Origin of the sequence: Propylenella binzhouense, from assembly GCF_009866965.1 — a bacterium.
In the GTDB taxonomy this organism is placed as follows: Bacteria; Pseudomonadota; Alphaproteobacteria; order Rhizobiales; family Afifellaceae; genus Propylenella; species Propylenella binzhouense.
In genome coordinates, this window is the sequence record NZ_SPKJ01000001.1 from 25,914 (window position 1) to 48,798 (window position 22,885).

The 22,885-nt window shown below is 64.1% G+C and carries 25 protein-coding genes; 4 read left to right on the plus strand and 21 right to left on the minus strand.

Annotation, left to right across the window (positions count from 1 at the left end):
* The first annotated feature begins 237 nt into the window (after positions 1 to 237).
* From dnaK to E4O86_RS00175, 4 genes are all read left to right on the plus strand, one after another.
* The gene (dnaK, locus tag E4O86_RS00160) at positions 238 to 2,082 is read left to right on the plus strand and encodes a molecular chaperone DnaK (RefSeq protein WP_425500100.1); all 1,845 of its coding nucleotides are present in this window, start codon (positions 238 to 240) and stop codon (positions 2,080 to 2,082) included.
* A gap of 55 nt (positions 2,083 to 2,137) precedes the next feature.
* Positions 2,138 to 2,638 carry a nucleotide exchange factor GrpE gene (locus E4O86_RS00165; protein ID WP_161138493.1) on the plus strand — a complete coding sequence of 167 codons (501 nt, stop codon included), beginning with the start codon at positions 2,138 to 2,140 and terminating at the stop codon, positions 2,636 to 2,638.
* Positions 2,639 to 2,919: 281 nt separating this feature from the next.
* The gene (locus E4O86_RS00170) at positions 2,920 to 3,573 is read left to right on the plus strand and encodes a BON domain-containing protein (protein WP_161138494.1); all 654 of its coding nucleotides are present in this window, start codon (positions 2,920 to 2,922) and stop codon (positions 3,571 to 3,573) included.
* Between the two features lie 106 nt (positions 3,574 to 3,679).
* On the plus strand, positions 3,680 to 4,729 hold the full coding sequence (locus E4O86_RS00175) for a LysR family transcriptional regulator (protein WP_161138607.1): 1,050 nt from the start codon (positions 3,680 to 3,682) through the stop codon (positions 4,727 to 4,729).
* Here E4O86_RS00175 and E4O86_RS00180 read toward each other — a convergent pair.
* From E4O86_RS00180 to parA, 21 genes are all read right to left on the minus strand, one after another.
* A complete protein-coding gene (locus E4O86_RS00180) occupies positions 4,662 to 4,901 on the minus strand; it encodes a DUF2274 domain-containing protein (protein WP_161138495.1) in 240 nt (79 codons plus the stop codon). The two genes, E4O86_RS00175 and E4O86_RS00180, sit on opposite strands and share 68 nt — an antisense overlap.
* Before the next feature lie 3 nt (positions 4,902 to 4,904).
* Positions 4,905 to 6,095, minus strand: coding sequence for a TraB/TrbI/VirB10 family type IV secretion system protein (locus E4O86_RS00185; protein ID WP_161138496.1), 1,191 nt, complete (start codon positions 6,093 to 6,095; stop codon positions 4,905 to 4,907).
* Complete coding sequence (gene trbG / locus E4O86_RS00190) at positions 6,092 to 7,069, minus strand: P-type conjugative transfer protein TrbG (RefSeq protein ID WP_161138497.1); 978 nt, start codon at positions 7,067 to 7,069, stop codon at positions 6,092 to 6,094. Before trbG ends, E4O86_RS00185 begins: the two co-directional genes overlap by 4 nt.
* Positions 7,066 to 7,749, minus strand: coding sequence for a conjugal transfer protein TrbF (trbF, locus tag E4O86_RS00195; RefSeq protein WP_161138608.1), 684 nt, complete (start codon positions 7,747 to 7,749; stop codon positions 7,066 to 7,068). Before trbF ends, trbG begins: the two co-directional genes overlap by 4 nt.
* Entirely contained in the window at positions 7,749 to 9,101 is a 1,353-nt protein-coding gene (gene trbL, locus E4O86_RS00200) for a P-type conjugative transfer protein TrbL (RefSeq protein ID WP_161138498.1), read from the minus strand. The genes trbF and trbL overlap by 1 nt, the downstream gene beginning before the upstream one ends.
* 4 nt (positions 9,102 to 9,105) lie before the next feature.
* Positions 9,106 to 9,480 (minus strand): putative entry exclusion protein TrbK-alt, encoded by a 375-nt coding sequence (gene trbK-alt, locus E4O86_RS00205; RefSeq protein ID WP_161138499.1) that lies wholly within the window; start codon positions 9,478 to 9,480, stop codon positions 9,106 to 9,108.
* Between the two features lie 9 nt (positions 9,481 to 9,489).
* A complete protein-coding gene (gene trbJ / locus E4O86_RS00210) occupies positions 9,490 to 10,257 on the minus strand; it encodes a P-type conjugative transfer protein TrbJ (RefSeq protein ID WP_161138500.1) in 768 nt (255 codons plus the stop codon).
* Positions 10,254 to 12,710: a conjugal transfer protein TrbE gene (trbE, locus tag E4O86_RS00215; RefSeq protein ID WP_161138501.1), complete on the minus strand. Its 2,457-nt coding sequence runs from the start codon at positions 12,708 to 12,710 to the stop codon at positions 10,254 to 10,256. The genes trbJ and trbE overlap by 4 nt, the downstream gene beginning before the upstream one ends.
* Positions 12,711 to 12,717: 7 nt before the next feature.
* Entirely contained in the window at positions 12,718 to 12,996 is a 279-nt protein-coding gene (locus E4O86_RS00220; protein WP_161138502.1) for a VirB3 family type IV secretion system protein, read from the minus strand.
* Positions 12,996 to 13,325 (minus strand): TrbC/VirB2 family type IV secretion system protein, encoded by a 330-nt coding sequence (locus E4O86_RS00225; RefSeq protein ID WP_425500101.1) that lies wholly within the window; start codon positions 13,323 to 13,325, stop codon positions 12,996 to 12,998. Before E4O86_RS00225 ends, E4O86_RS00220 begins: the two co-directional genes overlap by 1 nt.
* Positions 13,325 to 14,308 carry a P-type conjugative transfer ATPase TrbB gene (trbB, locus tag E4O86_RS00230; protein WP_161138504.1) on the minus strand — a complete coding sequence of 328 codons (984 nt, stop codon included), beginning with the start codon at positions 14,306 to 14,308 and terminating at the stop codon, positions 13,325 to 13,327. The genes E4O86_RS00225 and trbB overlap by 1 nt, the downstream gene beginning before the upstream one ends.
* Before the next feature lie 169 nt (positions 14,309 to 14,477).
* A complete protein-coding gene (locus E4O86_RS00235; RefSeq protein ID WP_161138505.1) occupies positions 14,478 to 14,912 on the minus strand; it encodes a CopG family transcriptional regulator in 435 nt (144 codons plus the stop codon).
* A 6-nt stretch (positions 14,913 to 14,918) separates the two neighbouring features.
* Complete coding sequence (locus E4O86_RS00240) at positions 14,919 to 16,904, minus strand: conjugal transfer protein TraG (protein WP_161138506.1); 1,986 nt, start codon at positions 16,902 to 16,904, stop codon at positions 14,919 to 14,921.
* 28 nt (positions 16,905 to 16,932) lie between these two features.
* Positions 16,933 to 18,672 carry a relaxase/mobilization nuclease domain-containing protein gene (locus tag E4O86_RS00245; RefSeq protein WP_161138507.1) on the minus strand — a complete coding sequence of 580 codons (1,740 nt, stop codon included), beginning with the start codon at positions 18,670 to 18,672 and terminating at the stop codon, positions 16,933 to 16,935.
* A gap of 244 nt (positions 18,673 to 18,916) precedes the next feature.
* Positions 18,917 to 19,693 carry a lytic transglycosylase domain-containing protein gene (locus E4O86_RS00250; protein ID WP_161138508.1) on the minus strand — a complete coding sequence of 259 codons (777 nt, stop codon included), beginning with the start codon at positions 19,691 to 19,693 and terminating at the stop codon, positions 18,917 to 18,919.
* 4 nt (positions 19,694 to 19,697) lie between these two features.
* Positions 19,698 to 20,033, minus strand: a complete 336-nt coding sequence (locus E4O86_RS00255; RefSeq protein ID WP_161138509.1) for a DUF736 domain-containing protein — start codon at positions 20,031 to 20,033, stop codon at positions 19,698 to 19,700.
* A gap of 46 nt (positions 20,034 to 20,079) precedes the next feature.
* Entirely contained in the window at positions 20,080 to 20,625 is a 546-nt protein-coding gene (locus tag E4O86_RS00260; RefSeq protein WP_161138510.1) for a S26 family signal peptidase, read from the minus strand.
* A complete protein-coding gene (locus E4O86_RS00265; RefSeq protein WP_161138511.1) occupies positions 20,622 to 21,131 on the minus strand; it encodes a DUF2840 domain-containing protein in 510 nt (169 codons plus the stop codon). Before E4O86_RS00265 ends, E4O86_RS00260 begins: the two co-directional genes overlap by 4 nt.
* Positions 21,128 to 21,382, minus strand: coding sequence for a ribbon-helix-helix protein (locus E4O86_RS00270; RefSeq protein WP_161138512.1), 255 nt, complete (start codon positions 21,380 to 21,382; stop codon positions 21,128 to 21,130). Before E4O86_RS00270 ends, E4O86_RS00265 begins: the two co-directional genes overlap by 4 nt.
* A complete protein-coding gene (locus tag E4O86_RS00275) occupies positions 21,379 to 22,122 on the minus strand; it encodes a DNA-methyltransferase (protein WP_161138513.1) in 744 nt (247 codons plus the stop codon). Before E4O86_RS00275 ends, E4O86_RS00270 begins: the two co-directional genes overlap by 4 nt.
* On the minus strand, positions 22,119 to 22,772 hold the full coding sequence (parA, locus tag E4O86_RS00280; protein WP_161138514.1) for a ParA family partition ATPase: 654 nt from the start codon (positions 22,770 to 22,772) through the stop codon (positions 22,119 to 22,121). The genes E4O86_RS00275 and parA overlap by 4 nt, the downstream gene beginning before the upstream one ends.
* Positions 22,773 to 22,885: the final 113 nt, after the last annotated feature.

Here is a 22,885-nt window from a genome sequence, read left to right on the forward strand (position 1 = left end):
CACGGTTGGCGCGAGTCCGCCGACCTCGTCGCTTGGCGGCCGGCGATTGGCAAGCTTGACTGTCCTGTCCAGCCGATTGCATTGCCGTCGGACTGACGTCCGTCAACGTCGATGACCTGCCCCTCGGCCATACTGCGGGGCAGGTGTTGCATCGAAATTCCCGACTGACGGAGACACAGCATGACAGGCAAGGTGATCGGCATCGACCTGGGTACGACGAATTCCTGCGTCGCGATCATGGAAGGCTCCCAGACCAAAGTCATCGAAAACGCGGAGGGTGGACGCACGACACCATCCATTGTGGCCTTCGCGAGCGACGGTGAAATTCTCGTTGGCCAGCCTGCGAAGCGACAGGCGGTAACAAATCCCGAGAACACCATCTTCGCCATCAAACGTCTGATCGGCCGGCGTTATGACGACCCCATGGTGGAAAAAGACAAGGCTCTTGTGCCCTACAAGATTGTCAGGGCCGACAATGGCGATGCATGGGTTGAGGTGCAGGGCAAGAAGTACAGTCCGAGCCAGATCAGCTCGTACATACTAGTGAAGATGAAGGAGACCGCTGAAGCCTATCTCGGCGAGAAGGTCGAGAAGGCGGTGATCACCGTTCCTGCATACTTCAATGACAGCCAAAGGCAGGCGACGAAGGATGCCGGCAAGATTGCCGGCCTCGAGGTGCTGCGGATTATCAACGAGCCGACGTCCGCCGCTCTTGCCTATGGCCTCGACAAAAAGAAGGCCGGGATGATCGCGGTGTACGACCTCGGTGGCGGAACCTTCGACATTTCGCTGCTCGAGATCGGTGACGGCGTGTTCGAGGTGAAGGCCACCAATGGCGATACATTCCTGGGCGGCGAAGATTTCGACAAGCGGATCATCGACTGGCTCGCAAGCGAGTTCAAGAAAGACCAGGGCATCGACCTGCGCAATGACCGGCTTGCGTTACAGCGGCTCCGGGAAGCGGCGGAGAAGGCCAAAATCGAGCTTTCCTCGGCGCTGGAAACCACCATCAGCCTGCCCTTCATCACGGCCGATCAGAATGGCCCGAAGCATCTTGAGATCAAGCTCAGGCGCGCCAAGCTGGAGGAACTGGTCGACGACCTAGTCCATCGCACGGAAAAGCCCTGCCGGGACGCAATGAAGGATGCGAAGATCAAGCCGGAGAAAATCGACGAGGTTGTTCTTGTTGGCGGCATGACGCGAATGCCGAAGGTCCAGCAAACTGTCACCGACCTCTTCGGCCGAGAGCCGCACAAGGGCGTCAATCCCGATGAGGTGGTGGCGATTGGCGCGGCGATCCAAGCCGGCGTGCTCCAAGGCGACGTCAAGGATGTGCTGCTGCTCGATGTGACACCACTGTCGCTCGGCATTGAGACTCTTGGTGGGGTGTTTACCCGCCTCATCGAGCGCAATACGACCATTCCGGCCAAGAAGAGTCAGGTCTTCTCGACAGCGGAAGACAACCAGGCCGGGGTCACGATCCGCGTCTTTCAAGGCGAGCGCGAGATGGCGGCCGACAACAAGCTGCTCGGCCAGTTCGATCTCGTTGGTATTCCCCCCGCGCCTCGTGGCGTTCCCCAGATCGAGGTGACCTTCGACATCGACGCGAACGGCATCGTGAATGTCTCGGCGAAGGACAAGGCAACAGGGAAAGAGCAACAGATTCGCATCCAGGCCTCGGGGGGCCTGTCGCAGGCAGATATCGAGCGAATGATCAAGGAGGCTGAGGCAAACGCCCAAGCCGACAAGAAGCGGCGGGCGCTGGTCGAGGCGAGGAACAGGGCAGACTCCGAGATTGCGGCAAGCCAGAAAGCGCTCGACGAGTCAAAGGACAACGCGCCGGCCGCGGAGAAGGAAGCGGTCGAGAAGGCAATCGAGGATTTGAAGTCGGTGGTTGGTACCGACTCGACCGCAGAGATCGAAGCCAAGGCGCAAATGCTGCAGATCGCCCTGTTGAACTTCAAAGCGAAGCTGAACGACAGCTCCGCCGGTGGTGCGAGCGGACAGAGATCGACCGGCGAGGATGTCGTCGATGCGGACTTCGAGGAGTTGGACGACAAGGACGACAAACGCGATGTCTGATCCTCGCGCTACCAGGACGCGGATCGATCGGGGGACTGGGCCGGATCTTCGATCGATGGCGCCGACAGCGCCTGCCGTCGACCACAAGGCGAGGGTCGCTGAACTCGAGCGCGAACTCATGAGCGCTCTCGCCGAACAGGAGAACATTCGCAAGAGGATGCGACGCGAGCGGGATGAGGCCGTGAAGCGGGCAGTCGGATGCTTCGCGGGGGAACTGCTCGACACGTTTGAGAGATTGAACACCTCGATCGAGGACGCGTGCATGGATGCGGGTAAGGCCTCGGCGGCATCACTCATCGCCGGTGTTCGGGCGAGTGAATATTCATTACTGTCGGCTCTCGCCCGTCATGGTGTGCGCAGGATTGATCCGATAGAACAACGGTTTGACCCGCGCGAGCAGCAGGCGGTGTATCTGCGAATCGAAACGACTGTCTCGGAAGGCACGGTCGTCGAGGTTTTGCAGCCAGGCTATCTGCTCCACGACAGATTGGTACGTCCAGCTATTGTTGCTGTCGCGGCTGCTGATAATCGGTCTTCCGATCACCCCAAGACGTAGTTGCTCCGGCTTTCTCGATCTGCGGGTGCCAGCCTGACGGTCATCGCCGGTCGCTTCACTAACTTCGAAACCTCAGCGTCGCTCAGCCGCTGATTGACAGTGCCATTCGCATTGTTCGAACGACTGTCGCTTTAGGTGAATCTGCTGCTCCTCGCCCGAAACTGACACCCGTCAGCGCGCTCCACCTGGCCGGCAGTAGCCTCGTCTGGCTGCAAGTTGCGGAGGACCGGGCGCCGGCCTCGCAGTGCGGCCATGCCCTAGTAGCGAAAGGAAGCACGACAATGAGATCCGACAGCGACATCAAGCGCGATGTGGAAACCGAACTGAAGTGGGACCCTGACATCGATGCCACCGACATCGGCGTGGCCGTCAAGTCGGGCGTCGTGACGCTTACCGGTTTCGTGCGCAGCTATGCGCAAAAATATGAGGCTGAGCAGGCGGCAAAGCGCGTGTCGGGAGTGCTCGGCGTGGCGAACGATATCGAGGTGCGGCTGCCCTCTGAAAACCAGCGCCCCGACCCGGAACTGGCGCGCGAGGCCGTGGCCGCAATCAAGACGGAGCTTCCGTATGCGCACGAGAACATCAAGGTGGTGGTGAAGAGCGGCTGGGCGACCCTCGAAGGCAACCTGGAGTGGGATTACCAGCGCTCACGTGCGGAACGGGTGGTGCGCGGCCTGAAAGGCCTGAAGGGAATCTCCAACCTGATCACTTTGAAGCCTCGCGTTGCTCCATCCGAGATCAAGGCGAAGATCGAAGACGCGTTCAAGCGCAGCGCCGAGATCGATGCTAACCGCATCATCGTGACGACAAATGGCGGCGAAGTGACGCTCACCGGTTCGGTGCGCTCCTGGGCAGAACGTCAGGAGGCCGAGCGGGCCGCGTGGCGAGCGCCGGGGGTCACCAAGGTCGACAATCGCATCACGATTGCCGTGTAGGCGCTCGTCACCCAAAAGCGGAGGGGCGGACCGACGTCCGCCCTTTCACGCGGGCTTTGAGAAAAAGCCGGCTCAGATTTAACGCGGTTCTGTATCGGTGAAGAGCATGCCATATGGACCTAGATCGCGGCTGCGGCTCGCCGGGCATGCGAGCCTCCGCATTGAAGTGCGACACCTATGCTATGTGATAGCTGCCGCACAAGCGGGCAGCTTTCGCGGTGCTGCAAGCACACTCAATGTCGAGCAATCGGCAATCAGCCGAAGAATTCGCGACCTGGAGGACCGACTCGGCGTCTCGCTGTTTGTACGCGGCCACAGCGGCGTTTGCCTTACAAACGCCGGACAGTCCTTCGTGGGCCGGGCCCGCCGCGCACTGAACCACATAAGACATGCTGCATCGGACGCAGCCTCAGGTGGTCGTGGGGAAGTCGGCAGTATTCGCGTGGGAATATTTACGTCATTGGCCGGTGGCTTTCTGGCGGACTTGCTGCGCACCTACGGTCAACGACATTCGGCTGTCCGGCTCGACCTGGTGGAAGGGGCGCCTGCCGCACATTTGTCAGCGGTTCGACGTCTTCAGATCGATATCGCCTTTCTGACAGGCACACCGACCGCAGACGACTGCGATCGGGAGCACCTTTGGACAGAACGGATATTCGTCGTTCTGCCCGTGGCGCATGAACTCGCGGGACGGCGAAAGCTCACATGGAATGACCTCCGCGCGTATCGCTTTATTGTAAGCGAGTGTGATCCCGGACCTGAGATCGAAGATTACCTTGTCAAGCACTTGGCCGACCTTGGCCACCATCCGAGTGTAGAGCGCCACGCGGTCGGACGGGACAATCTCATGCATCTGGTGGCGATGAGTCAGGGGCTAACCCTGACAAGCGAGGCCACGACAGCGGACCGCTTTCCTGGCATCGCGTATAGGCCGCTCAGCGGGCATTTGCTACCATTCTGCGCAATCTGGTCGCGCCAGAATGACAATCCGGCCCTGAGGCGGCTGCTCAGTCTTGCCAAAGCAATGTCGCGCCAGCAGCCCGACGCCAACGGCAGGACCGGTAAAGCGGATGGTGAGAGGCGGCAGGTCAAGGCTGGGGGGGCCGCGATCCCGGGCCGCGGCGAGCCTTCCCAAATGCCCGATCAGTCGCCATGAATCGCTCAATCATTGGCGCGATGAGCTTGGCAGGATCGGGGACGGGCTTACCGGTCTCCCGTGCGAGGACATCGGCATAAGCTACCAACTGCCGATGGACGGCGGCAGGTAGTTCTACCGTCACTTTAACCGGCTTGTCGTCTTCCAGGGCCCCAAGCTTGAGTTTTGCCACGAACTATCCTCCGTAGGGTTCGAGGACCAGATCACGCGTGACGATCACGCGCACGGGAAAGCCAGGCCGGATCGTCAGCGTTGGCGGCACGTTGAGCTGACGCCGAATGATCTGCTGCCCGGCATCGTTGATCGTATCCTGGCCGCCGTTGCGTATCGCTCGCAGCAGGCGGTCTTCGTCGTCAATCGCAAGCTCAGCACCGACGCTTAGCAGCGTGGAGAGGCCTGCGGCCTTGGCGAGTTCCCACCAATGGTAGTCGACCCCGTCCTCGAGGCCGGCGTAGCCTTGTGTATCTGCTCCCGGTTGGCGTTCCAGAACGATGGAGCGCCCGTTCGGGAAAATGAGGCGATTCCACACCAGCAATACTCTCCGTTGACCGAACTGCACGGCGTTGTCATATTGGCCGATGATGCGCGTGCCCTGCGGCACGAGAAGTATTCGGCCGGTCGGACTGTCATAGATGTGTTCGGTGACCTGAGCTGTTATTTGTCCCGGCAGGTCCGAGCGGATCCCCGTGATCAGCGCGGCCGGAATCACCGCCCCGGCCTGCAGGACGTAGGGCGATGCGGGCGCTAGCACGCGGTCGGGCGCGACGATGCGGCGATCAACGGCGGCATTGAGGAAGGCGATCTGGCGGTCCTGCGCCGTTGGCGCGCTGAGTTGCCCGGGAAGGCCAAGGCCGGTCAGGTTCGTGGTGGTTGCGGCGCTAGCCGGCCCGGCGGGAGCCGTAATCGTGCGTGCCTCGGTCTGAAAGAACACGCGACTGGTGCGTGCTGCCTCCTCCTCCGCGAGGCGGCGCTGCTCTGCCGGGTCGACCGTCGGCCGAATGGGCGATGGAACGACCGGTTGGCCCCGGTTCTGCGCGTCGAGTATCGGTCGACCGAGATCGCCAGGCAGCGGTGGCCCGAGACGCGGGCCGATATAGTCGCGTGGCAGATCGGTGAGACCGTCAGCCGTGGGGCGGTTCCTCGTAGAGTACAGTTCTTCGGTAGCGGGGCCGGCGTGCCGCGTCTGGAGGGCATAGATCAACGCGCCTCCAAGACCCGCGCACGCGATCAGGCCGATCGCCATCAATGCCTTGCGCGACAAGCGGGTCACGCGAGGCGGCTCACCACGCAGCCGCATCGGAGCCGTGGCGTCGCTCGCTGGTCCTTCGGTTTCGATATTCTGGCCCTGGTTGTCTGCATCGCTCATGAGGAGGGCCTCCCGTCGCTGCGGACGATTCTCACAGTTTGCTGGCGGTTGCCGCTGCCGAGCCGAAGTTCCGCGGCGCCGAAGAGCCGATCGACGATCAGGATGTTCTGGTGAATGCGACTGTTGACAATCTGGAGTTCACCTTCCGACCCGATAACGAATATCGGCGGCATCTCGCCTTGGACGATACCGCGCGGAAACTCGACGTAGACGCGGCGGCCATCGTCATAGACAGCGGTAGGCCGCCACGCCGGACTGTCCCCAGTAAGCGCGTAGCGGTAATTGCGTGCGGCCGCTGCCGGGATGATCGGCGCTGCCGGCACGCCCGGACGCTGCGAGGCTGGGGGCTGCGGATAGGCCCATCCCACGGCCGGCATGTAGGGCCGCTCGCCGGAACGCAACTCGATCATGTAGATGCGGCGGTCAGTGGTAATGACAAGGTTCGTGGAGATGTCCGCACGCGTCGGCTTTACGAGCACGTGGACGCGCCGGTTGGCCCCCGATCCACTCTCGGTGTCGCCGATGATCCATCTCGCGGTATCTCCCGCGGCGATTGGCCCGGCCCCGGTCAGGCTTTCGCCGGGCTCGAGCGCGATGTTGGTGATCTGTCCCGGCGCGGCATAGACCTGATAGAGCGCACCCTCGCTCCAGGGATAAATCTGGATCGCGTTGAAGTAGCCTTCGCGACGAGGCTCGACACGAGCGGCGGCGTTGGCGTTCTCGACCCGGCCGGTCGGTGAGTTTGATGCGGCGCCTCCGCGGCTCGGAGTCCAGGCCGGCGGTATGTGCAAGGGTCGCGGTCGCTCATCCGTCAACACGGCAGATACGGCAGGGAGCGGCGGTACATCGGAGTCGTAGCTGATCTGCGGCGGCCTGTTCGTCGCGCATCCGCCCATCGCCATTGCAGCGAGTACGAGGCACACAGAAGCGGGTTTGCGGAAAGCCGGTCTGGCCAGGACTCCCATCGAGCTCATTGTCCCATCTCCCGCGACCAGTTGATGGCATTGACGTAGATGCCGAGCGGATTGGCGCGGAGCCTTTCGGCGTCGCGCGGAGGCTGCAGAACGACAGTGAGGATGGCGGTCCAACGCTCGGTCGCCGCGAGTTGGCCGTTCTCGTAGCGGCGTTCGGTCCAGGCAACGCGGAAGCTGTCGGGCGAGGCGCGGATCACGCTGGAGACTTCGACTGCGACCTGCTGCCGGCCGACGCGCGTGAAGGGATCGTTCGCCCTTGCGTAGTCGTTCAACGCTGCGGCACCACGATCGGTGGTGAATTCATAAGCCCGCAGCCAGTTCTGGCGCACGACAATGGGATCGGCAGGCAGCCCACGGACCTGCTCGATGAAGCGCGCAAGGTGGTAGGCGATCTGCGGATCGGTGGGGCGGTAGTCCGCGACGGCAGGCGCCACGGCCTGGGCCTGGCCGAGATTGTCGACCTGAACTACCCATGGCACCACGGTGCCATGGGCAGACTGCCAAACGAGCGCCGCGGCAAATCCAGCGGACAGGAACAGGCAGCCGAACGCCATGAGGCGCCAGTTCTTTGCCTGCACCCGAGCCGAGCCAATCCGCTCGTCCCAGACCTGAGCGGCGCGCTGGTATGGCGTCTCGGGTTCGGGGGTCTTTCCGTAGTGTGTCGATGGCCGTTTGAACATCATTGGTCTCGCTGGGAGAGGTTGACGGAGGCGCCGCCGCCATGGCTGTCGCCGCTGCGGATCGCGTGAGCGGCGGCCATCACGCCGTGCGACATGTGCTGAGAGCGCTTCATGCGGCGGGCCCAGGCCGGCGGACCCTCAGACGTCGGCACAGAGGATGCCTCGGCAGCACTGCCACCGACGCTCCCCATGGTCGATGCGCCGCCCGTCGCTTCGAAAGCCGACTGAGCACCCCGCGCGTAGCTGGTTCGCATGCTGTCGGCAGCGCGGGTTGCAGCGCGACGGAGCGGCGAGACCGCTGCGCTGCCGGCGGCGCAGGCAACGCCACCGAGGCCCGAAGCCACGCCGGCAGCGCCGGATTGCCCGGCAGCACCAAGGCTATAGGCAGTTGCCGTGCCTCCCGCCACGGCTGCACCCCCCCGGGCGGCCGCGGCCGTGCCAGAGAGGGCCGCAGCGCCGCCACGTACCGCAAGCCCGCCGGCCGCGCCTGCGGCGACTGCGGCGCCACCAGCCGCGAAGCCCGTGCCGATGGCGGCTCCGGCGCTGAGTTGTGGGCCGCCCGAGACAATGCCGCTCGCGATCCCAGGACCGAATATCCCGAGGCCGAGCAGCGACAGCGCCGCCAGCACGATGGCCATGGCCTGATCGATGGTCGGGCTGGCGCCACCGAAGCCGGCGGTGAACTCGCCAAATAGCGTCGAGCCGATGCCGATAATCACGGCCAGCACCAGCACCTTGATGCCGGAGCTGATGACGTTGCCGAGCACGCGCTCGGCCATAAAGGCGGACTGGCCGAACAGCCCGAATGGGATGAGCACAAAGCCCGCAAGCGTAGTGAGCTTGAACTCGATGAGCGTCACGAACAACTGCACGGCGAGAATAAAGAAGGCGAGCAGCACGAGCGCCCAGGCGAGGAAGAGGCACGCGATCTGAATGAAGTTCTCGAAGAACGACCAATAGCCCATGAGGCCGGAGATTGAGTCGAGCAGCGGCCGTCCGGCGTCGAGGCCGGTCTGCGCGACACGGCCGGGGCGTAGCAGATCGGCGGTTGAGAAGCCGGTGCCGGAAGCCTTGAGGCCGAGGCCGGCAAAGGACTCGAAGACGATGCGGGCGAGATTGTTCCAATTGCCGATGATGTAGGCGAAAACACCGACGAACAATGTCTTCTTGACGAGCCTGGCAATGATGTCGTCGTCCGCGCCCCAGCTCCAGAACAACGCTGCGAGCGTCACGTCGATCACGATCAGTGTTGTCGCGATGAATGCGACCTCGCCGCCCAACAGGCCGAACCCGCTGTCGATGTAGCGGGTGAAGACCTCCAGGAAATGATCGATGACCCCCGTGCCCCCCATGGCGCTACTCGGCGTCCTCGGTCTGCGGCGCCGCTTCACGACGGCGCGCTTCAATCGCGGATGAGCCTTCGGCGGACGCTCCACCGCGTGCTCGTGACTGCTCTCGATCCGCTATCGTGTTGCCGGTCCCAGGCGTCAGGAAGCGTCGGCGGCTCTCAGCCCAGGCGCGCAGGCATGCGGGATCGCGCGGACCGGCCTCTCCGAGGCTCTGACAACGGAACAGTTCGGCGTTCAGCGGGTCCACGGCGTTTGTCTGCGCCGGACGGGCGGGCTCCATCTCCGGCTGCTCCTCCTTCCGGGTCAGCTCGACGACCGTCGCCGTGATTGCGACGGCAACGAAGGCGACGGCACCGAGCCGGGCGAGCATGTTTCCGTCCATCGCGAGGCCTCAGTTTCCAGCGGGGAACATGCTGGCGTTGCCGGGCTGGTAGCCGGAGCCGGGCGTGAGAAACCGCCGGCGCTGCTCGCGGCCTTGCTCCGCGGCGGCCGCGCGCTCGGCTTCTGCGAGCGCACGGGCGCGGCCATCAGCGGCTACAACGGCGGTGAGGTCCGCGAGCTGTTGCGCTTGAAGGGCGAGGATCTGGTTGCCAGCCTGGGCGGCTTGCAGGGAGCCGGTCGCACCCTGGCTCTGGCCGATGAGCGCTGACATCTCGGCGCGGTTGGCGTCGAGGTTGCCGACCACTGTCGCCTGCACGCGCATCGCGTCCTGCAAGCCGCCCACGGTGTTCTGCCATCGGGTGCGAGCGTCGGCGATGAGTTGCTGGTCGGACGCAGACAGCGAGGCACTGCCATACGTCGTCTGAAACGCCTGGTCGATTTGCTGGACGTCGAAGGCGATGTTTTGCGTTTGGTTGAGGAGCTGCTGGGTCCGCTGGATCGATTGTTGCAGCCGCTGGAGCGAGGAGTACGGCAGGCTGGCGAGATTCCGTGCCTGGTTGATCAACATCTGCGCTTCGTTCTGAAGCGAGGTGATCTGATTGTTGATCTGCTCAAGCGCGCGTGCCGCTTGAAGCACGTTCTGCACGTAGTTCGTCGGGTCGTAGACGATCCACTGCGCCGAAGCGGGCGTGACCACCAGCGGCATAAGCGATATCGGAAGTGAGAAGATGGTGGCGGCGAGGAGTGCCGCGCGCGAGCGGGATCGACGGGTGCTCATAGTTGAGCCTCCTTTGAGTGTTCGGGGAGGAGCGTCGAGAAGTTGGGAAGGAGATCGACGGCCCAGCTCACGCCGCGGGCCTCGAGCCACGCAGGGAGGAACCCCTCCCGGCCGTGCTCAGCCAGGATGCTGGCGATCAGCGCCTGATCATCCTTTGCGGATGCGGCGCAGAGGGCGAGGCCGACGTCGGAGAGGCCCAGCTCGAAAAGGCGATTGCCGCGTCGGGACTGGCAGTAGTAGTCTCGTTTCGGCGTGGCTCGCGCGAGAATCTCGATCTGGCGATCATTGAGCCCGAACCGGCGATAAATGCTGGTGATCTGCGGCTCGATCGCCCGGTCATTAGGCAGCAGCAGCCGCGTGTGGCAACTGTCGACGATTTCGGCAGCGATCGTGCTCTTCTCGATCTGTGCAAGCGACTGGGTTGCGAAGACGACCGACGCGTTCTTCTTGCGGAGCGTGACCAGCCACTCGGTGAGCTGCTTGGCAAAGCCGGGATCGTTGAGTGCAAGCCACCCTTCGTCGATGATGAGCAAGGTTGGCGAGCCGTCGAGCCTGTCGGAGATGCGATGAAACAGGTAGGACAGAACGGCCGGCGCCCCCCCGCTTCCGACAAGGCCCTCGATCTCAAAGGCCAGAACAGCGGCCGAACCCAGATGCTCGAATTCCGCGTCCAGCAGGCGGCCATAGGGGCCTCCAACGCAATAGGGTCGAATTGCCTGTTTGAGGTTGTTTGATTGGAGCAGCACCGTCAGGCCGGTAATGGTCCGCTCCTCGACAGGGGCGGAGGCAAGAGAGGTCAGCGCCGTCCAGATGTGCTCCTTGACTTCCGGAGTAATCGCGACGCCTTCGCGCATCAGGATGGCGACGATCCAGTCGGCTGCCCAGGCCCGCTCATAGGTGTCGTGGATGCGTGCGAGCGGCTGGAGAGAGACGGAGGTTTCTGAACCTTCGGTGAGGCCGCCACCGAGGTCGTGCCAGTCTCCGCCCATTGCGAGCGCGGCGGCGCGGATCGAACCGCCGAAATCAAAGGCGAAAACCTGGCTGCGCTCGTAGCGTCGAAATTGCAGCGCCATCAGCGCGAGCAACACCGACTTGCCGGAGCCGGTCGGTCCCACGACCAAGGTGTGGCCCACGTCGCCGACGTGGAGCGAAAAGCGGAACGGCGTGCTTCCCTCGGTCTTGCCGAAGAACAGCGGCGGCGCTTTGAAGTGCTCATCTTGCTGAGGCCCCGCCCAGACGGCCGAGAGCGGAATCATGTGTGCGAGGTTCAATGTACTGATCGGCGGCTGCCGGACGTTGGCATACAGATGGCCGGGCAGGCTCCCGAGCCAGGCGTCGACCGCGTTGACAGTCTCGAGCATTGCGGTGAAATCGCGGCTCTGGATCACCTTCTCGACGAGGCGCAGCTTTTCGTCAGCAAGGCGTGGATCGCTGTCCCACACGGTAATCGTAGCCGTCACGTAGGCCATGCCGGCGAGGTCCGCGCCGAGCTCCTGAAGGGCCATGTCGGCGTCGGCGGCCTTGTTGGCAGCGTCGGTGTCCACCAGCACCGACGCCTCATTCGTCAGGACTTCCTTGACGATGGCCGCAATGCTTTTCCTCTTTGCGAACCATTGCCGCCTGATGCGGGTGAGCAGCTTGGTCGCGTCGGTCTTGTCGAGCAGGATCGCGCGCGTCGCCCAGCGATAGGGGAATGCGAGGCGGTTCAGCTCGTCGAGGATGCCGGGCGTCGTCGCGGTCGGGAAGCCGACGATGGTGAGGGTTCGTAGGTGCTGATCGCCGAGACGAGGCTCAAGGCCTCCGGTGAGGGGCTGGTCGGCTAGCAGCGCATCGAGAAACATCGGTGTCTCGGGAACACGGACACGATGGCGCTTGGTGGAAACGCAGGAATGCAGGTAGGTCAGCGTCTCGCTGTCATCCAGCCAACGGCATTCCTTCATGAAACCGTGAAGCAGCGCGAGCACACGGTCGGTGCGGTCGACGAAGGCTCGCAGAATCTCGTGAGGGTCGACGCCTGACCGTTCCCTCCCCTCGTAGAGCCAAGTCTCCGCACGCGCGGCATCCTCGGCCGGCGGCAGCCAAGCGAACGTGAGGACGTAGCGGGACTCGAAATGCGCGCCTTCTTCCTCGAAATCAGCCTTGCGCTCGGCATCAAGCAACGCCGACGCGGGATCGGGAAAGATGCTGTCCGGATAGCGGTTGGACGGGTATCGCTGCGCCTCTACGAAAATCGCCCAGCCCGAACCGAGACGGCGGAAAGCGTTGTTAAGCCTTGCCGCCACGCCAACCAGTTCCGCTGCAACAGCGGAATCCAGATCTGGACCGCGAAAGCTTGCGCTTCTTTGAAACGAACCATCCTTGTTCAGAACAACGCCTTGGCCAACGAGCGCAACCCAAGGCAGAAAATCTGCGAGGCGAGTGGCGGTGCGGCGATATTCGGCGAGGTTCATCATGGCAGGCTCAGACCGCGAGAAAGGAGGGGATGCGCAGATGCCGGCGGATCACTTCGACGAACAACGGATCGCGCTTGGCTGCCCATACGGCCGCGAAGTGGCCGGCAGCCCAGAGTCCGAGCCCGACGAGCCAGAGCCGAAGGCCAAGGCCGAGAGCGGCCGCCAGCGTGCCATTGAGGATCGCGATTGACCTAGGCGCACCGCCGAGCAGAATATGGTCGGTCAGCGCCCGGTGAACGGGCACCGAGAAGCCTGGGACTTCTGCGTTGTCTGCAATGCCCGTCATCACACGAGCACTCCGCCGCCGAAGCTGAAGAAGCTGAGAAAGAACGAACTGGCCGCGAAGGCGATCGAGAGACCGAAGACGATCTGAACGAGTCTCCGAAAGCCACCGCTCGTATCGCCGAACGCGAGAGTCAAGCCGGTGACGATGATGATAATCACTGCGATGATCTTCGCGACGGGTCCCTCGATCGACTGAAGGATTTGTTCGAGCGGCTGCTCCCACGGCATTGAGGAGCCGGAGGCATGTGCGGCCGGAGCAAGCGCGAGGCTGACGACAGCGGCCGCGGTTGCAGCGGCAACATGACGACGAAGGTTCTGGAGCTTGTGGATCACGCGTGATCTCCTGTGGCGGGCAATGTTGCGGGGATGACGTGGTAGTCGCCGTCGGGTGTGAGGCCGTGGACGCGTGCGAGCTCGGCGAGGCGGCGCGATGATCCGCGGCCGCTGAGGACAGCGACGAGGTCGATCGTCTCGGCGATGAGGGCGCGAGGCACCGTGACCACCGCCTCTTGGATGAGCTGTTCGAGACGCCGCAGTGCCCCGATGGCTGTGCCGGCGTGAATGGTTCCGACGCCACCGGGATGCCCGGTGCCCCAAGCTTTCAGAAGGTCCAGGGCCTCAGTGCCGCGCACCTCGCCGATGGGGATGCGGTCGGGGCGCAGCCGCAGAGAAGAGCGCACCAGGTCGGACAGCGTCGCGACGCCGTCCTTGGTGCGCATCGCCACGAGATTGGGGGCGCTGCACTGAAGCTCGCGCGTGTCCTCGATGAGAACGACGCGATCGGCCGATTTCGATACTTCTGCGAGGAGCGCGTTGGTGAGCGTGGTCTTGCCGGTGCTCGTTCCCCCGGCGACGAGAATGTTGCGGCGATCGGTGACCGCGCTGCGAAGGGTCTCCGCCTGGTCGGCCGTCATGATGCCGGCGGCCACATAATCCTGCAGCGTGAAGATCGCGATGGCGGGCTTCCGAATCGCAAAAGCAGGCGCGGCCACGATAGGCGGCAGCAGGCCCTCGAAGCGCTCTCCCGTCCCGGGCAACTCCGCAGAGACCCGCGGACTTCCGGCGTGGACTTCTGCACCGACATGGTGGGCGACGAGGCGGACGATGCGCTCTCCGTCGGCGGCCGACAGGCGCTCGCCAGTATCAGCGAGGCCTTCGGAGAGCCGGTCGATCCAGAGCCGCCCATCCGGGTTGAGCATCACCTCGACGATCGACGGGTCCTCCAGGAAACCGGCGACCGCGGGCCCTAGGGCCGTCCGCAGCATGCGTGTGCCGCGAAGTATCGCCTCTGTTTGCTGGAAAGAATTCGCCATGTCGTCCCCGTTCTGCGCGGGACCACTCGAGAGCGGCCCTGGATCGGGGACGAGTAGAAGAGGCAGAAATTCGGGCGACGCAACAATGGGAATGTGGTCGTCGTACTGTGGCGTACAAATACAGGGAAACGGCGAAACCGCGGAAGTCTAGTGACCGGTCTCGTGCCCTCTATTCAGGTGGTGAGTCGCCAGGGACATCTTCGGATACTTCCTGACGCAACCGCGGTCCCTTGGCGAGGCGGCGACCGAGCGCAGCGACAAACGCATCGTAGCGTTCGCCCGCTTGTGCGCGCGCGGCCGCCTGGGCCGGCTCCGGCAGCGGCGGGTTTGTCATCAACCAGCTCCTGACGAAGACCGCGAGCGTCTCTACCGCGATCCCCAGGTCTCGTTCGAGGCGCGTCATACGCCTGTCGAGCTGATCGAGACGCTTCGCAATAGCAGCTTCCTGCCGCTCGGCGGCGTCAGGTGACAGGAAAGAGGCGATCGCGGCTTCGGCGATGAGCGACCGCGACAGGCCACGACGCGCTGCGTATTCCGCGAGCGATTTGGTGACGCCGGGTTCAAGATAAACCGAGAGCCGCTGCTTCTTGTTCGGATTTGGCATGGTGCCCTACAGCTCCATGCCGTCGTTCGGATCGAGCGAGACCTGCCGCGCGATGCCTTGCACGAGGCGGTTCATGCGCCTTAGCCGCGCGGCATCGTCGGGCTCGTCATCGTTGGGGTCGATCTCGAACTCATTGGCGATGGGCGGCTTCTTCTCGATCGGTGCCACGCGATCCAGCTCCGGCTGGCGGCGCCTCTCGGAGCCCGTCGGGTCTTCGTCGTCCATGCCGCTCACTGACGACGCGGCATCCTGCAAGGGTCGCGGCGGCAAGGGCCTGCCCGTCCAGTCGTCCGATTGCTGGCGATCTGTCTTCGTCAGGATGGGCGGCGGCAAGATTCGCGCCTGAAATCTGGGGTCCTCGAAATAGCGCGCCTTCTTCGCGCGAATGGGCGGTGTGCCCGCCACCATCACGATCTCGTCTGCGGGCGGGAGCTGCATGATCTCGCCCGGCGTGAGCAGGGGCCGGGCCGTCTCGGAGCGCGAGACCATCAGATGGCCGAGCCACGGACTGAGCCGATGCCCGGCGTAGTTCCGCATCGCCCGCAGTTCGGTCGCGGTGCCGAGGGCGTCGCTGACCCTTTTGGCTGTCCTTTCGTCATTGGTCGCGAACGAGATTCTGACGTGGCAATTGTCCAGGATTGAATTGTTCGGTCCGTAGGCCTTCTCGATCTGGTTGAGGCTTTGCGCGATCATGAAGCTTTTCAGTTTGTAGCCGGCCATGAATGCCAGTGCGCTCTCGAAGAAGTCGAGGCGGCCAAGCGCCGGAAACTCATCGAGCATGAGCAGAAGCCGATGCCGCCGGGCCTTGCTGTTCAAGTCCTCCGTTAAGCGGCGGCCAATCTGGTTGAGGATCAACCTGATCAACGGCTTGGTCCTCACAATGTCGGATGGCGGCACGACGAGATAGAGGGTCGTCGGCCGTGCATCTCCGACAATGTCGGTGATCCGCCAGTCACAGCGGCGCGTGACGGCAGCCACAACAGGATCGCGATAGAGGCCGAGGAACGACATCGCGGTGCTCAACACCCCGCTTCGTTCGTTGTCCGATTTGTTCAGCAGCTCTCGTGCCGCGCTCGCGATCACCGGATGCGGTCCTGCCTCGCCGAGATGGGCGGTCTTCATCATCGCCGCGAGCGTGGACTCGATCGGACGCCGCGGGTCGGACAAGAACGACGCCACGCCGGCGAGCGTCTTGTCCTCCTCCGCGTAGAGCACGTGTAGGATGGCGCCGACCAACAGCGCATGGGAGGTCTTCTCCCAATGGTTCCTCTTCTCCAAAGAGCCTTCGGGATCAACCAGGATGTCGGCGATGTTCTGGACATCCCGGACTTCCCATTCCCCGCGCCGGACTTCGAGCAGCGGGTTGTAGGCGGAAGACTTCGCGTTGGTCGGATCGAACAACAGCACCCTGCCATGCTGCGACCGAAACCCGGCAGTTAGCTGCCAGTTCTCCCCTTTGATGTCGTGGACGATCGCGCTGCCTGGCCAGGTGAGCAGCGAGGGAATGACCAACCCCACGCCCTTCCCACTCCTCGTCGGCGCAAAGCAGAGAACATGATCGGGCCCGTCGTGCCGGAGGTAGTCGCGACCCAGCTTGCCGAGTACGATACCGTCGGGACCGAGGAGGCCCGCCGCCTCCACTTCGTCGGTCCGGGCCCATCGTGCCGAGCCGTAGGTGTCGACGTTCGTGGCCTCACGGGCACGCCACACCGACATGCCGATCGCGGCTGCGATCGCGATGAAGCCGCCTGACGCTGCGATGAGGGCCCCTTCCACGAAGATCGCCGGCGCATAGGCATCGTAGAAATACCACCACAGAAAGAAGGACGGCGGATAGTAGACCGGCCAGCCGAACACGATGAACCATGGCTCGCCGAGCTGGGCTTGAAAGCCCAATCGCCACGCCGTCCACTCGGTCGCGACCCACGTCGTGCCGAGGATGATCAGTGCGACGGCGAGGAGCTGCCCCCAGAGGATCTTGGTTGCGGACATCAACCTGCTCTCCTTTTCCCTCGCTTCGTTACAGGCCGATGCCCCGCTTGCGGCCGAAGCTCCAATCGATCCCGCCATCGCCACGTGCAACGCCCGAGACATGGCGACCGAGATTCCGCTCGAGCGACGGCGACCACGGGACGAGCTGGAAGCCGAGCCCGTCGTCAAGCACCGCAAACCGGCCGGAGGCGAGATCGAAACGGCGACGGTATGTGCCGGCGACATATTCGCCGGCCGACGGCTTGGCGGCGGCTTGTCCTGTCTCAGCGGTCAGGCGCTCGCTCAGTGCGTCGAGCTCGCGGCGGCGCAGTGTTTCGATGAGGTTGCGGCTGAAACTCACGCCGCGCGGCTGACGCTCGGCCAGGCCCTGACCGATGAGATGCTCGGCACGGCGATCAAGTGCGTCGCGCACCTCGGCGCCGAAACCACCGCCGCCAAGGGCTAACGGTTCGCGCGCAATCGCTTGGCGGTCCAGCCAGGTGGCACCGTTGGCAATAATCTGCTGCTCGAGCGGGATATCCGATCGAACTGCGAGGGCGACGCGCCGCCGGCCCTGTGCATCATCGAACTTGCGCAGCTCGACGATCGAACCCGAGCCTGAGTCTCCCGCAGCATCGAGGTCGGCGAGCTTAATGTGATGAGTCCGGCCGTCGACGCCATCAATCACAGCGTAGGCCGAGCCCTTCAACTCGTCATCGAGACCACGCGCGATGAGGCGGCCAACGATGGGGTCGTCGAGACTCTCTCCGGCGAGCACGTAGCTTGAGGTGCCGCGCTCGATATTACGCTCGGCCAGACTGCGATGAATGCGCTTGATGATGTCGCTTCGCTCGCCAAGCTCGCGCAGGGTGTTTTCGGCATTCTCGACCATCACCCACTGGCCCGGGCCGATCTGATCGGCGAGGCCCAGAGCCTCCAGCTTGCGCAGCCGTCCGACTTTCAGGACGCGAAACTCGTCAGGCTGGCGATCAGGGCTCGGCGCCAGATCAATGACGCCTGTCCGATACGCGTCACGCGAGAGTTGCCGGTCGAGGTTGGTCCAGCGCTCCGACTCCACCTGACGTTCGAGGTTGCGCCGGATCTCCTGATCCGTGCGTGGGCCCAACTCCTGCGTCACGAGATCCTGCGCACGCGCACGCATGCCCTCCTTGATGTAGTCGCGCGAGATGACAAGGTCCTGGCCGTCGTCGGAGCGGCCGCGCAGGATGATGTGGACGTGGGGGTTGTCGGTATTCCAATGATCAATGCCCACCCAGTCCAGCTTGGTGCCGAGGTCCTTTTCCATCTGGCTCATCAGGTCGCGGGCGAAGGTCTTGAGGTCCGACATCTCGGTCGCATCCTCGGGCGAGACGATGAAGCGGAAGTGGTGGCGATCGTCCTCGCACCGCTCGGCAAACTCCTTGGCATCCAGATCGTCGCCGCCGGGTCCGAAGAGACGGGCCTTCTCCCCATCCCGGGTCACGCCTTCTCGGCGGAGGTAGCTGAGGTGTGTTGCAAGCGGCGCCGAGCGCGCCGAATGGCGAACGACGCGGGTCTTGATGACCGTGATGCGCGAGCGGCTGGTGAGCAGACGGTTCGCCTGCACGGTCGCGCGGCGGCCACGTCCGAAGCGCGATCCCGTGCCGGAGCTGATGTTGCCCGAGCGAGAGATGTGACCGCCGGCCCGCTGCGCGGCCGCAAGCGCCTGCGCGATGAACGGCCGAGCGCGCTGGGCGCGCGTCGAGCGGATGCGGCCGGGGCGGATGCGGAACTCGTCCTCGACGCTCATGGCGCCAACCCCGCACATCGCACTAAGGCTCTGATTGAACGGAGAGAACGTCGAACTCGCAGGCTGCGCCGATGAGGCGCACCTCCCGATTTCGGCTCGCAAGCTATTGAAAAGACACGACCGTCCTGGCGCGCACATCGCGCCTTTTTATCTCGCCATCGTGCGGTCGTGCTTCCGCGCTCCCGCCTCAATGCACTCCACTCCACGCCCGAAGACGCCATGACGCGAATGGGGACGGCAGTCGTCATTGCGGTCTCTCGCTGCCGCCGCGTGCCACGAAGAGGGCACGCGAACGCGCTGACAACGCGCTGGCGTCTTGCATTCGTGGCGCGTTCGGCATGCTCTCGCGCTGACGCTCGGGATGCATCGCGGCTGCCTGCCGGCCGTCATCAGAGCGTGCGAACAGCGGGGCGCTCATCCACGCAAGCGGATCACCGGGCGCCGATGACATTGCGTACGGCAGCGGCTCAGCCCCGAGAAGGGGTGCGATCGTGGCGACATAGGCCCGCGTCTCGGCCGGCAGATTGCGCGTGCCCGCGAGATACTCGTCGTAGCGCCGGGGCCCTGCATTGTAGGCGGCCAGCATGGCGCTGACGTTGCCGTATCGGTCGTACATCTCGCGCAGATACGCCGCGCCAGCGAGGATGTTGTCGCGCGGATCGAAGGGGTCGCTACCAAGACCGTGGCGGGCACGCAGTTCAAGCCAGGTTTCCGGCATGACTTGCATAAGGCCGATCGCGCCAGCGGAGGATACGGCACGGACGTTATGTGCGCTTTCGGCGCGCATGACAGCGCGAATCCAGGACGCCGGAACGCGGAAGCGGCGCGAGGCTACGTCGATGTGGAGAGCGAATGGGCTGGCCTGATCGGCGCTAGCGGACGGCACCGCCTGAGCGCTGGCCGAACCGCTGGTCGTGACTATCGAGAGCAGGCCGGAAAGGAGAAGAGCGGCGAGACGTCGAGCAGGCAAACGCCGCCCGGGTCTCATGATCTGCGTTGGTGAAGTGCAGCAGCGGGGCATTCCATCAGTCCCGTTCGGCGCGCTTCTGCGGGCGCGTCCAATGCAAACCCCAGCCGGACTTGCCGTCGCCCGATTGAAAGAGGTTGGCCCGGATCGGCTGTCCGAGCGCCGGATCGTCGATCTGGACCGACACGTAGTCGCCAGCCTTCTCTCCGGTGCGCTTCCAGCCCGCGCCGATCTCTGGGCCATCGCTGTCACCGAGATGCGCGCGATAGTCTGGCGCGTTCTCGGCGTCCGAATGTTCCGCCGGAACCAACACCATCTCGATGTCGAGTGAGAGCGTGCGGATACGTCCGGAATAGCCATTCTTTGTGCGGGTGAACTCTCCGATCTGAGGCATTTCGGTCTCCCTGCTAGTGCGATGAGAAGGACGACAGCGCGCACCGTCACCGCGGCGGTGCGCGCCATTCGAACTGTCCGGTGCCCTCCTCATCGGTCCACAGCGGGCGTGCGTGGCCGACGATTGTGCTGACCGGGAGCGGGCCGAAGTAGCGCCCGTCGAGGCTGTCCTCGACCCACCAGTTCATGAGGAAGATCTCGCTGTCGGTGATGCGGCGGCAGCCCTGCCAGACCGGCAGTTCGCGGCCGAAACGGTCGCGCGCCAGCGCGTCGCCCATGTCGACGCCGTCGACTGTGACGTGCATACCGTGGCGGCAAACCTCCTGCCCCGGCAGCCCGGCAACACGTTTCAGAAGCGGCACACCACGTGGCAGGTAGTGACGCTCAGCCAGGAAGGAGGAAAGCGGCTCGGGCGCATTGACGACGACCAGGTCGGTGACCTCGAGCCGATCCGCCGGCGCGATCGTATAGAAGCCGATCGGCATGCTGGCGGAAGCGTTCCAGATGAGTCGTGGCGTCACCGAGACGAAGGAGCCTACGCCGACCGACATCACGGCGAAGTACGTCGTCATGACGCAGCCGAAGCGTGTCATGACTCGATCTCGCGGCGCAGGAGGATCGCGCGATGCTGCTCGATCGTGTAGGCGCGCGGCTCCTGCCCCGCAGTCAGCCGGTTGTGGACGTGCCGCCAATGATGCGGCGAGACCTCGCTCGGATCGATTCCAACCGTCTCAATGGCGTCGATGATCTGGAGGACGCGCTCGACTTTCGGCCAGCTCTCCACCTTGAGGAGGATGTCGCCGCCAGGACGCACGAATGGCAGGGTCTGGTAGCGTTCGCCCGGCACGATCGCGCGGACGATGTCGATGCGCGAGATGATCGTTCCGTGCTCATTGGCTGCCCAACGGACAAAGGCAAACACCGTGTTCGGAGCAAACCCGACGATACGGCGGCGACGGTCGAGTATCTCTTCGTGAACGTCGCGGCCGAAGCGGATCCAGTGCTCGACCCTCTTCTCGATCCACGTCAATTCGACACGGGTGATGCCGTCCGACGGGAGAGCTTCGCATACAATGCGCAGGTCAGACGCACCGATCATGGCGTGTCTCCTTCACTTGGGGGGAATTCGCGAGAGAGCAGGTCGCGCAGCATGTGAGCGACCGTGACGCCGTGCTGGAAGGCCGCGATCTTGATTCGCCCCCGCAGGTCCGGTGTGACGTCAATGGTGAGGCGAGCGCTGAACTCGGCTGTCGCGCCATTGCTGGCATGGCGCGGGTCGGGCGCCCTCACCCACTTGTCGGCGCCGCCGGGACGTGAAGCGAAAGTGCGGGGTGCCCTGCGGTCGTTCATGCAAGGCTCCCGTCGTGAAACGGCAGGACCGTGGCTATGCGCGCGCGGGCGAGGTCGGCCATTTCGGCGTCGATCTCGCAGCCGATGTAGTGTCGGCCAGACAGAAGACAGGCCTCACCTGCAGCGCCGGAGCCGGCGAACCAATCGCCCACGAGGCCTCCCGGGGGGCAACTGGTGCGGATCAAAATTTCGAGCAGCGCTGACGGTTTCTCGGTCGGATGGATGGCCCGCCCATGGCAATTGCGAACAAAAAGAACCGAGCGCATGAGCCGGGGGCCGCCGTCATGGCTGGTGTAGCGGCCGGCGTCGATATGGCCCATGTGGGGTGGGCGCTGCTTGCGGCGGACGGTCCGTGCCGTGGCATCAAGCGAGGTCTGAACATCGTTGTAGACGTTCCGCCACGGCGCGTCCGCGCGGTAGAATTGCACGACCAACTCGTGCACGCGCTTGAAGCGGTCAACGTGAAAGCTGCTGCCGTTCTGCTTCTCCCAGACGATTTCCTGGGCGTATCGGAAGCCCGCTTCGACGAACCGCTCGGCCGTGGCCATGAAGCAGCGGAGCGAGCCGAAGGCCCAGAGCGATCCAGTGGGCTTGAGGGCGCTGCATGCTTGGGGGAGCCAGCCGTCGACACGCTGATCCCAGGCGAGCGACGTGTCGCCGTAGGGCGGATCGGCGACGATCATATCGAACGGTCCTTGCGCCGGCATGAGAGCGCGGCAGTCGCCAGTGAGCACGATCATGGCGCCAGCCTCTCGATGTGAAGCTTGGCGATCTCGTCGATCAGGGCCTGAATCTCGCGAGCGGCGAAGCCGTCGCGGTCGATCTCAGAGGCGAGCTGACTGGACTGCGCGGCTCTGGCGAAAACGACGCGCTGGCCGACGGTCGAGGCGAGCATCGGCGGGTCATGGTCTGCCAGCGTGTCGGCCGTTTCGCGCGCGATGATCGTGCGGGCGCCGCAGCGATTCAGCACGAAGCGCGCCGCCAGTTGCGGCCGATAGATGCGAGCCTCGCTGAGAAGCGCGAGCATTTCGGCCGAACCCCAGCCGTCTAGCGGGGAGGGCTGGACTGGGATGAGCACGAAATCAGCGGCAAGTAATGCAGAGCGCATCAAGCTTGCGACGCGCGGCGGACCGTCGATGATGATGTGGTCGACGCCACGGACAAGTTCAGGCGCCTCGCGATGCAGCGTGTCGCGGGCAAGCCCGAGGACACCGAACATCCGCGGGAACCGTTCACGCGCGCGCTGCTGCGACCAGTCGAGTGCCGAGCCTTGGGGGTCGGCGTCGATGACCGTGACGCGCTTCCCGCGCTGCGCCCACTCGCCGGCGAGGTGAAGCGCGAGCGTCGTCTTTCCTACGCCTCCCTTCTGATTCAGCAGAGCGAGGATCATGGCGTAGCTCCCGCAAGCGGAGCGCCATGCACAGGTATGGATAATGCGAAGGCCGTTAGAAAGATTCCGAAGGAATCTTCGTTAGAAGAGTTACGGCTGCCGCAACACGTTGA

Coding starts and splice junctions, on each gene's coding strand:
- E4O86_RS00275 (WP_161138513.1), bottom strand. CDS start 22,122: ATGATCGTGCTCACTGGCGACTGCCGCGCTCTCATGCCGGCGCAAGGA.
- E4O86_RS00250 (WP_161138508.1), bottom strand. CDS start 19,693: ATGCCCCGCTGCTGCACTTCACCAACGCAGATCATGAGACCCGGGCGG.
- E4O86_RS00260 (WP_161138510.1), bottom strand. CDS start 20,625: ATGACACGCTTCGGCTGCGTCATGACGACGTACTTCGCCGTGATGTCG.
- E4O86_RS00175 (WP_161138607.1), top strand. CDS start 3,680: ATGCCATATGGACCTAGATCGCGGCTGCGGCTCGCCGGGCATGCGAGC.
- parA (WP_161138514.1), bottom strand. CDS start 22,772: ATGATCCTCGCTCTGCTGAATCAGAAGGGAGGCGTAGGAAAGACGACG.
- trbF (WP_161138608.1), bottom strand. CDS start 7,749: ATGTTCAAACGGCCATCGACACACTACGGAAAGACCCCCGAACCCGAG.
- trbG (WP_161138497.1), bottom strand. CDS start 7,069: ATGAGCTCGATGGGAGTCCTGGCCAGACCGGCTTTCCGCAAACCCGCT.
- E4O86_RS00255 (WP_161138509.1), bottom strand. CDS start 20,033: ATGCCTCAGATCGGAGAGTTCACCCGCACAAAGAATGGCTATTCCGGA.
- E4O86_RS00170 (WP_161138494.1), top strand. CDS start 2,920: ATGAGATCCGACAGCGACATCAAGCGCGATGTGGAAACCGAACTGAAG.
- trbB (WP_161138504.1), bottom strand. CDS start 14,308: ATGGCGAATTCTTTCCAGCAAACAGAGGCGATACTTCGCGGCACACGC.
- E4O86_RS00240 (WP_161138506.1), bottom strand. CDS start 16,904: ATGTCCGCAACCAAGATCCTCTGGGGGCAGCTCCTCGCCGTCGCACTG.
- trbE (WP_161138501.1), bottom strand. CDS start 12,710: ATGATGAACCTCGCCGAATATCGCCGCACCGCCACTCGCCTCGCAGAT.
- trbJ (WP_161138500.1), bottom strand. CDS start 10,257: ATGAGCACCCGTCGATCCCGCTCGCGCGCGGCACTCCTCGCCGCCACC.
- E4O86_RS00235 (WP_161138505.1), bottom strand. CDS start 14,912: ATGCCAAATCCGAACAAGAAGCAGCGGCTCTCGGTTTATCTTGAACCC.
- E4O86_RS00165 (WP_161138493.1), top strand. CDS start 2,138: ATGGCGCCGACAGCGCCTGCCGTCGACCACAAGGCGAGGGTCGCTGAA.
- E4O86_RS00270 (WP_161138512.1), bottom strand. CDS start 21,382: ATGAACGACCGCAGGGCACCCCGCACTTTCGCTTCACGTCCCGGCGGC.
- E4O86_RS00265 (WP_161138511.1), bottom strand. CDS start 21,131: ATGATCGGTGCGTCTGACCTGCGCATTGTATGCGAAGCTCTCCCGTCG.
- E4O86_RS00185 (WP_161138496.1), bottom strand. CDS start 6,095: ATGAGCGATGCAGACAACCAGGGCCAGAATATCGAAACCGAAGGACCA.
- E4O86_RS00245 (WP_161138507.1), bottom strand. CDS start 18,672: ATGAGCGTCGAGGACGAGTTCCGCATCCGCCCCGGCCGCATCCGCTCG.
- trbL (WP_161138498.1), bottom strand. CDS start 9,101: ATGGGGGGCACGGGGGTCATCGATCATTTCCTGGAGGTCTTCACCCGC.
- dnaK (WP_425500100.1), top strand. CDS start 238: ATGGAAGGCTCCCAGACCAAAGTCATCGAAAACGCGGAGGGTGGACGC.
- trbK-alt (WP_161138499.1), bottom strand. CDS start 9,480: ATGGACGGAAACATGCTCGCCCGGCTCGGTGCCGTCGCCTTCGTTGCC.
- E4O86_RS00220 (WP_161138502.1), bottom strand. CDS start 12,996: ATGACGGGCATTGCAGACAACGCAGAAGTCCCAGGCTTCTCGGTGCCC.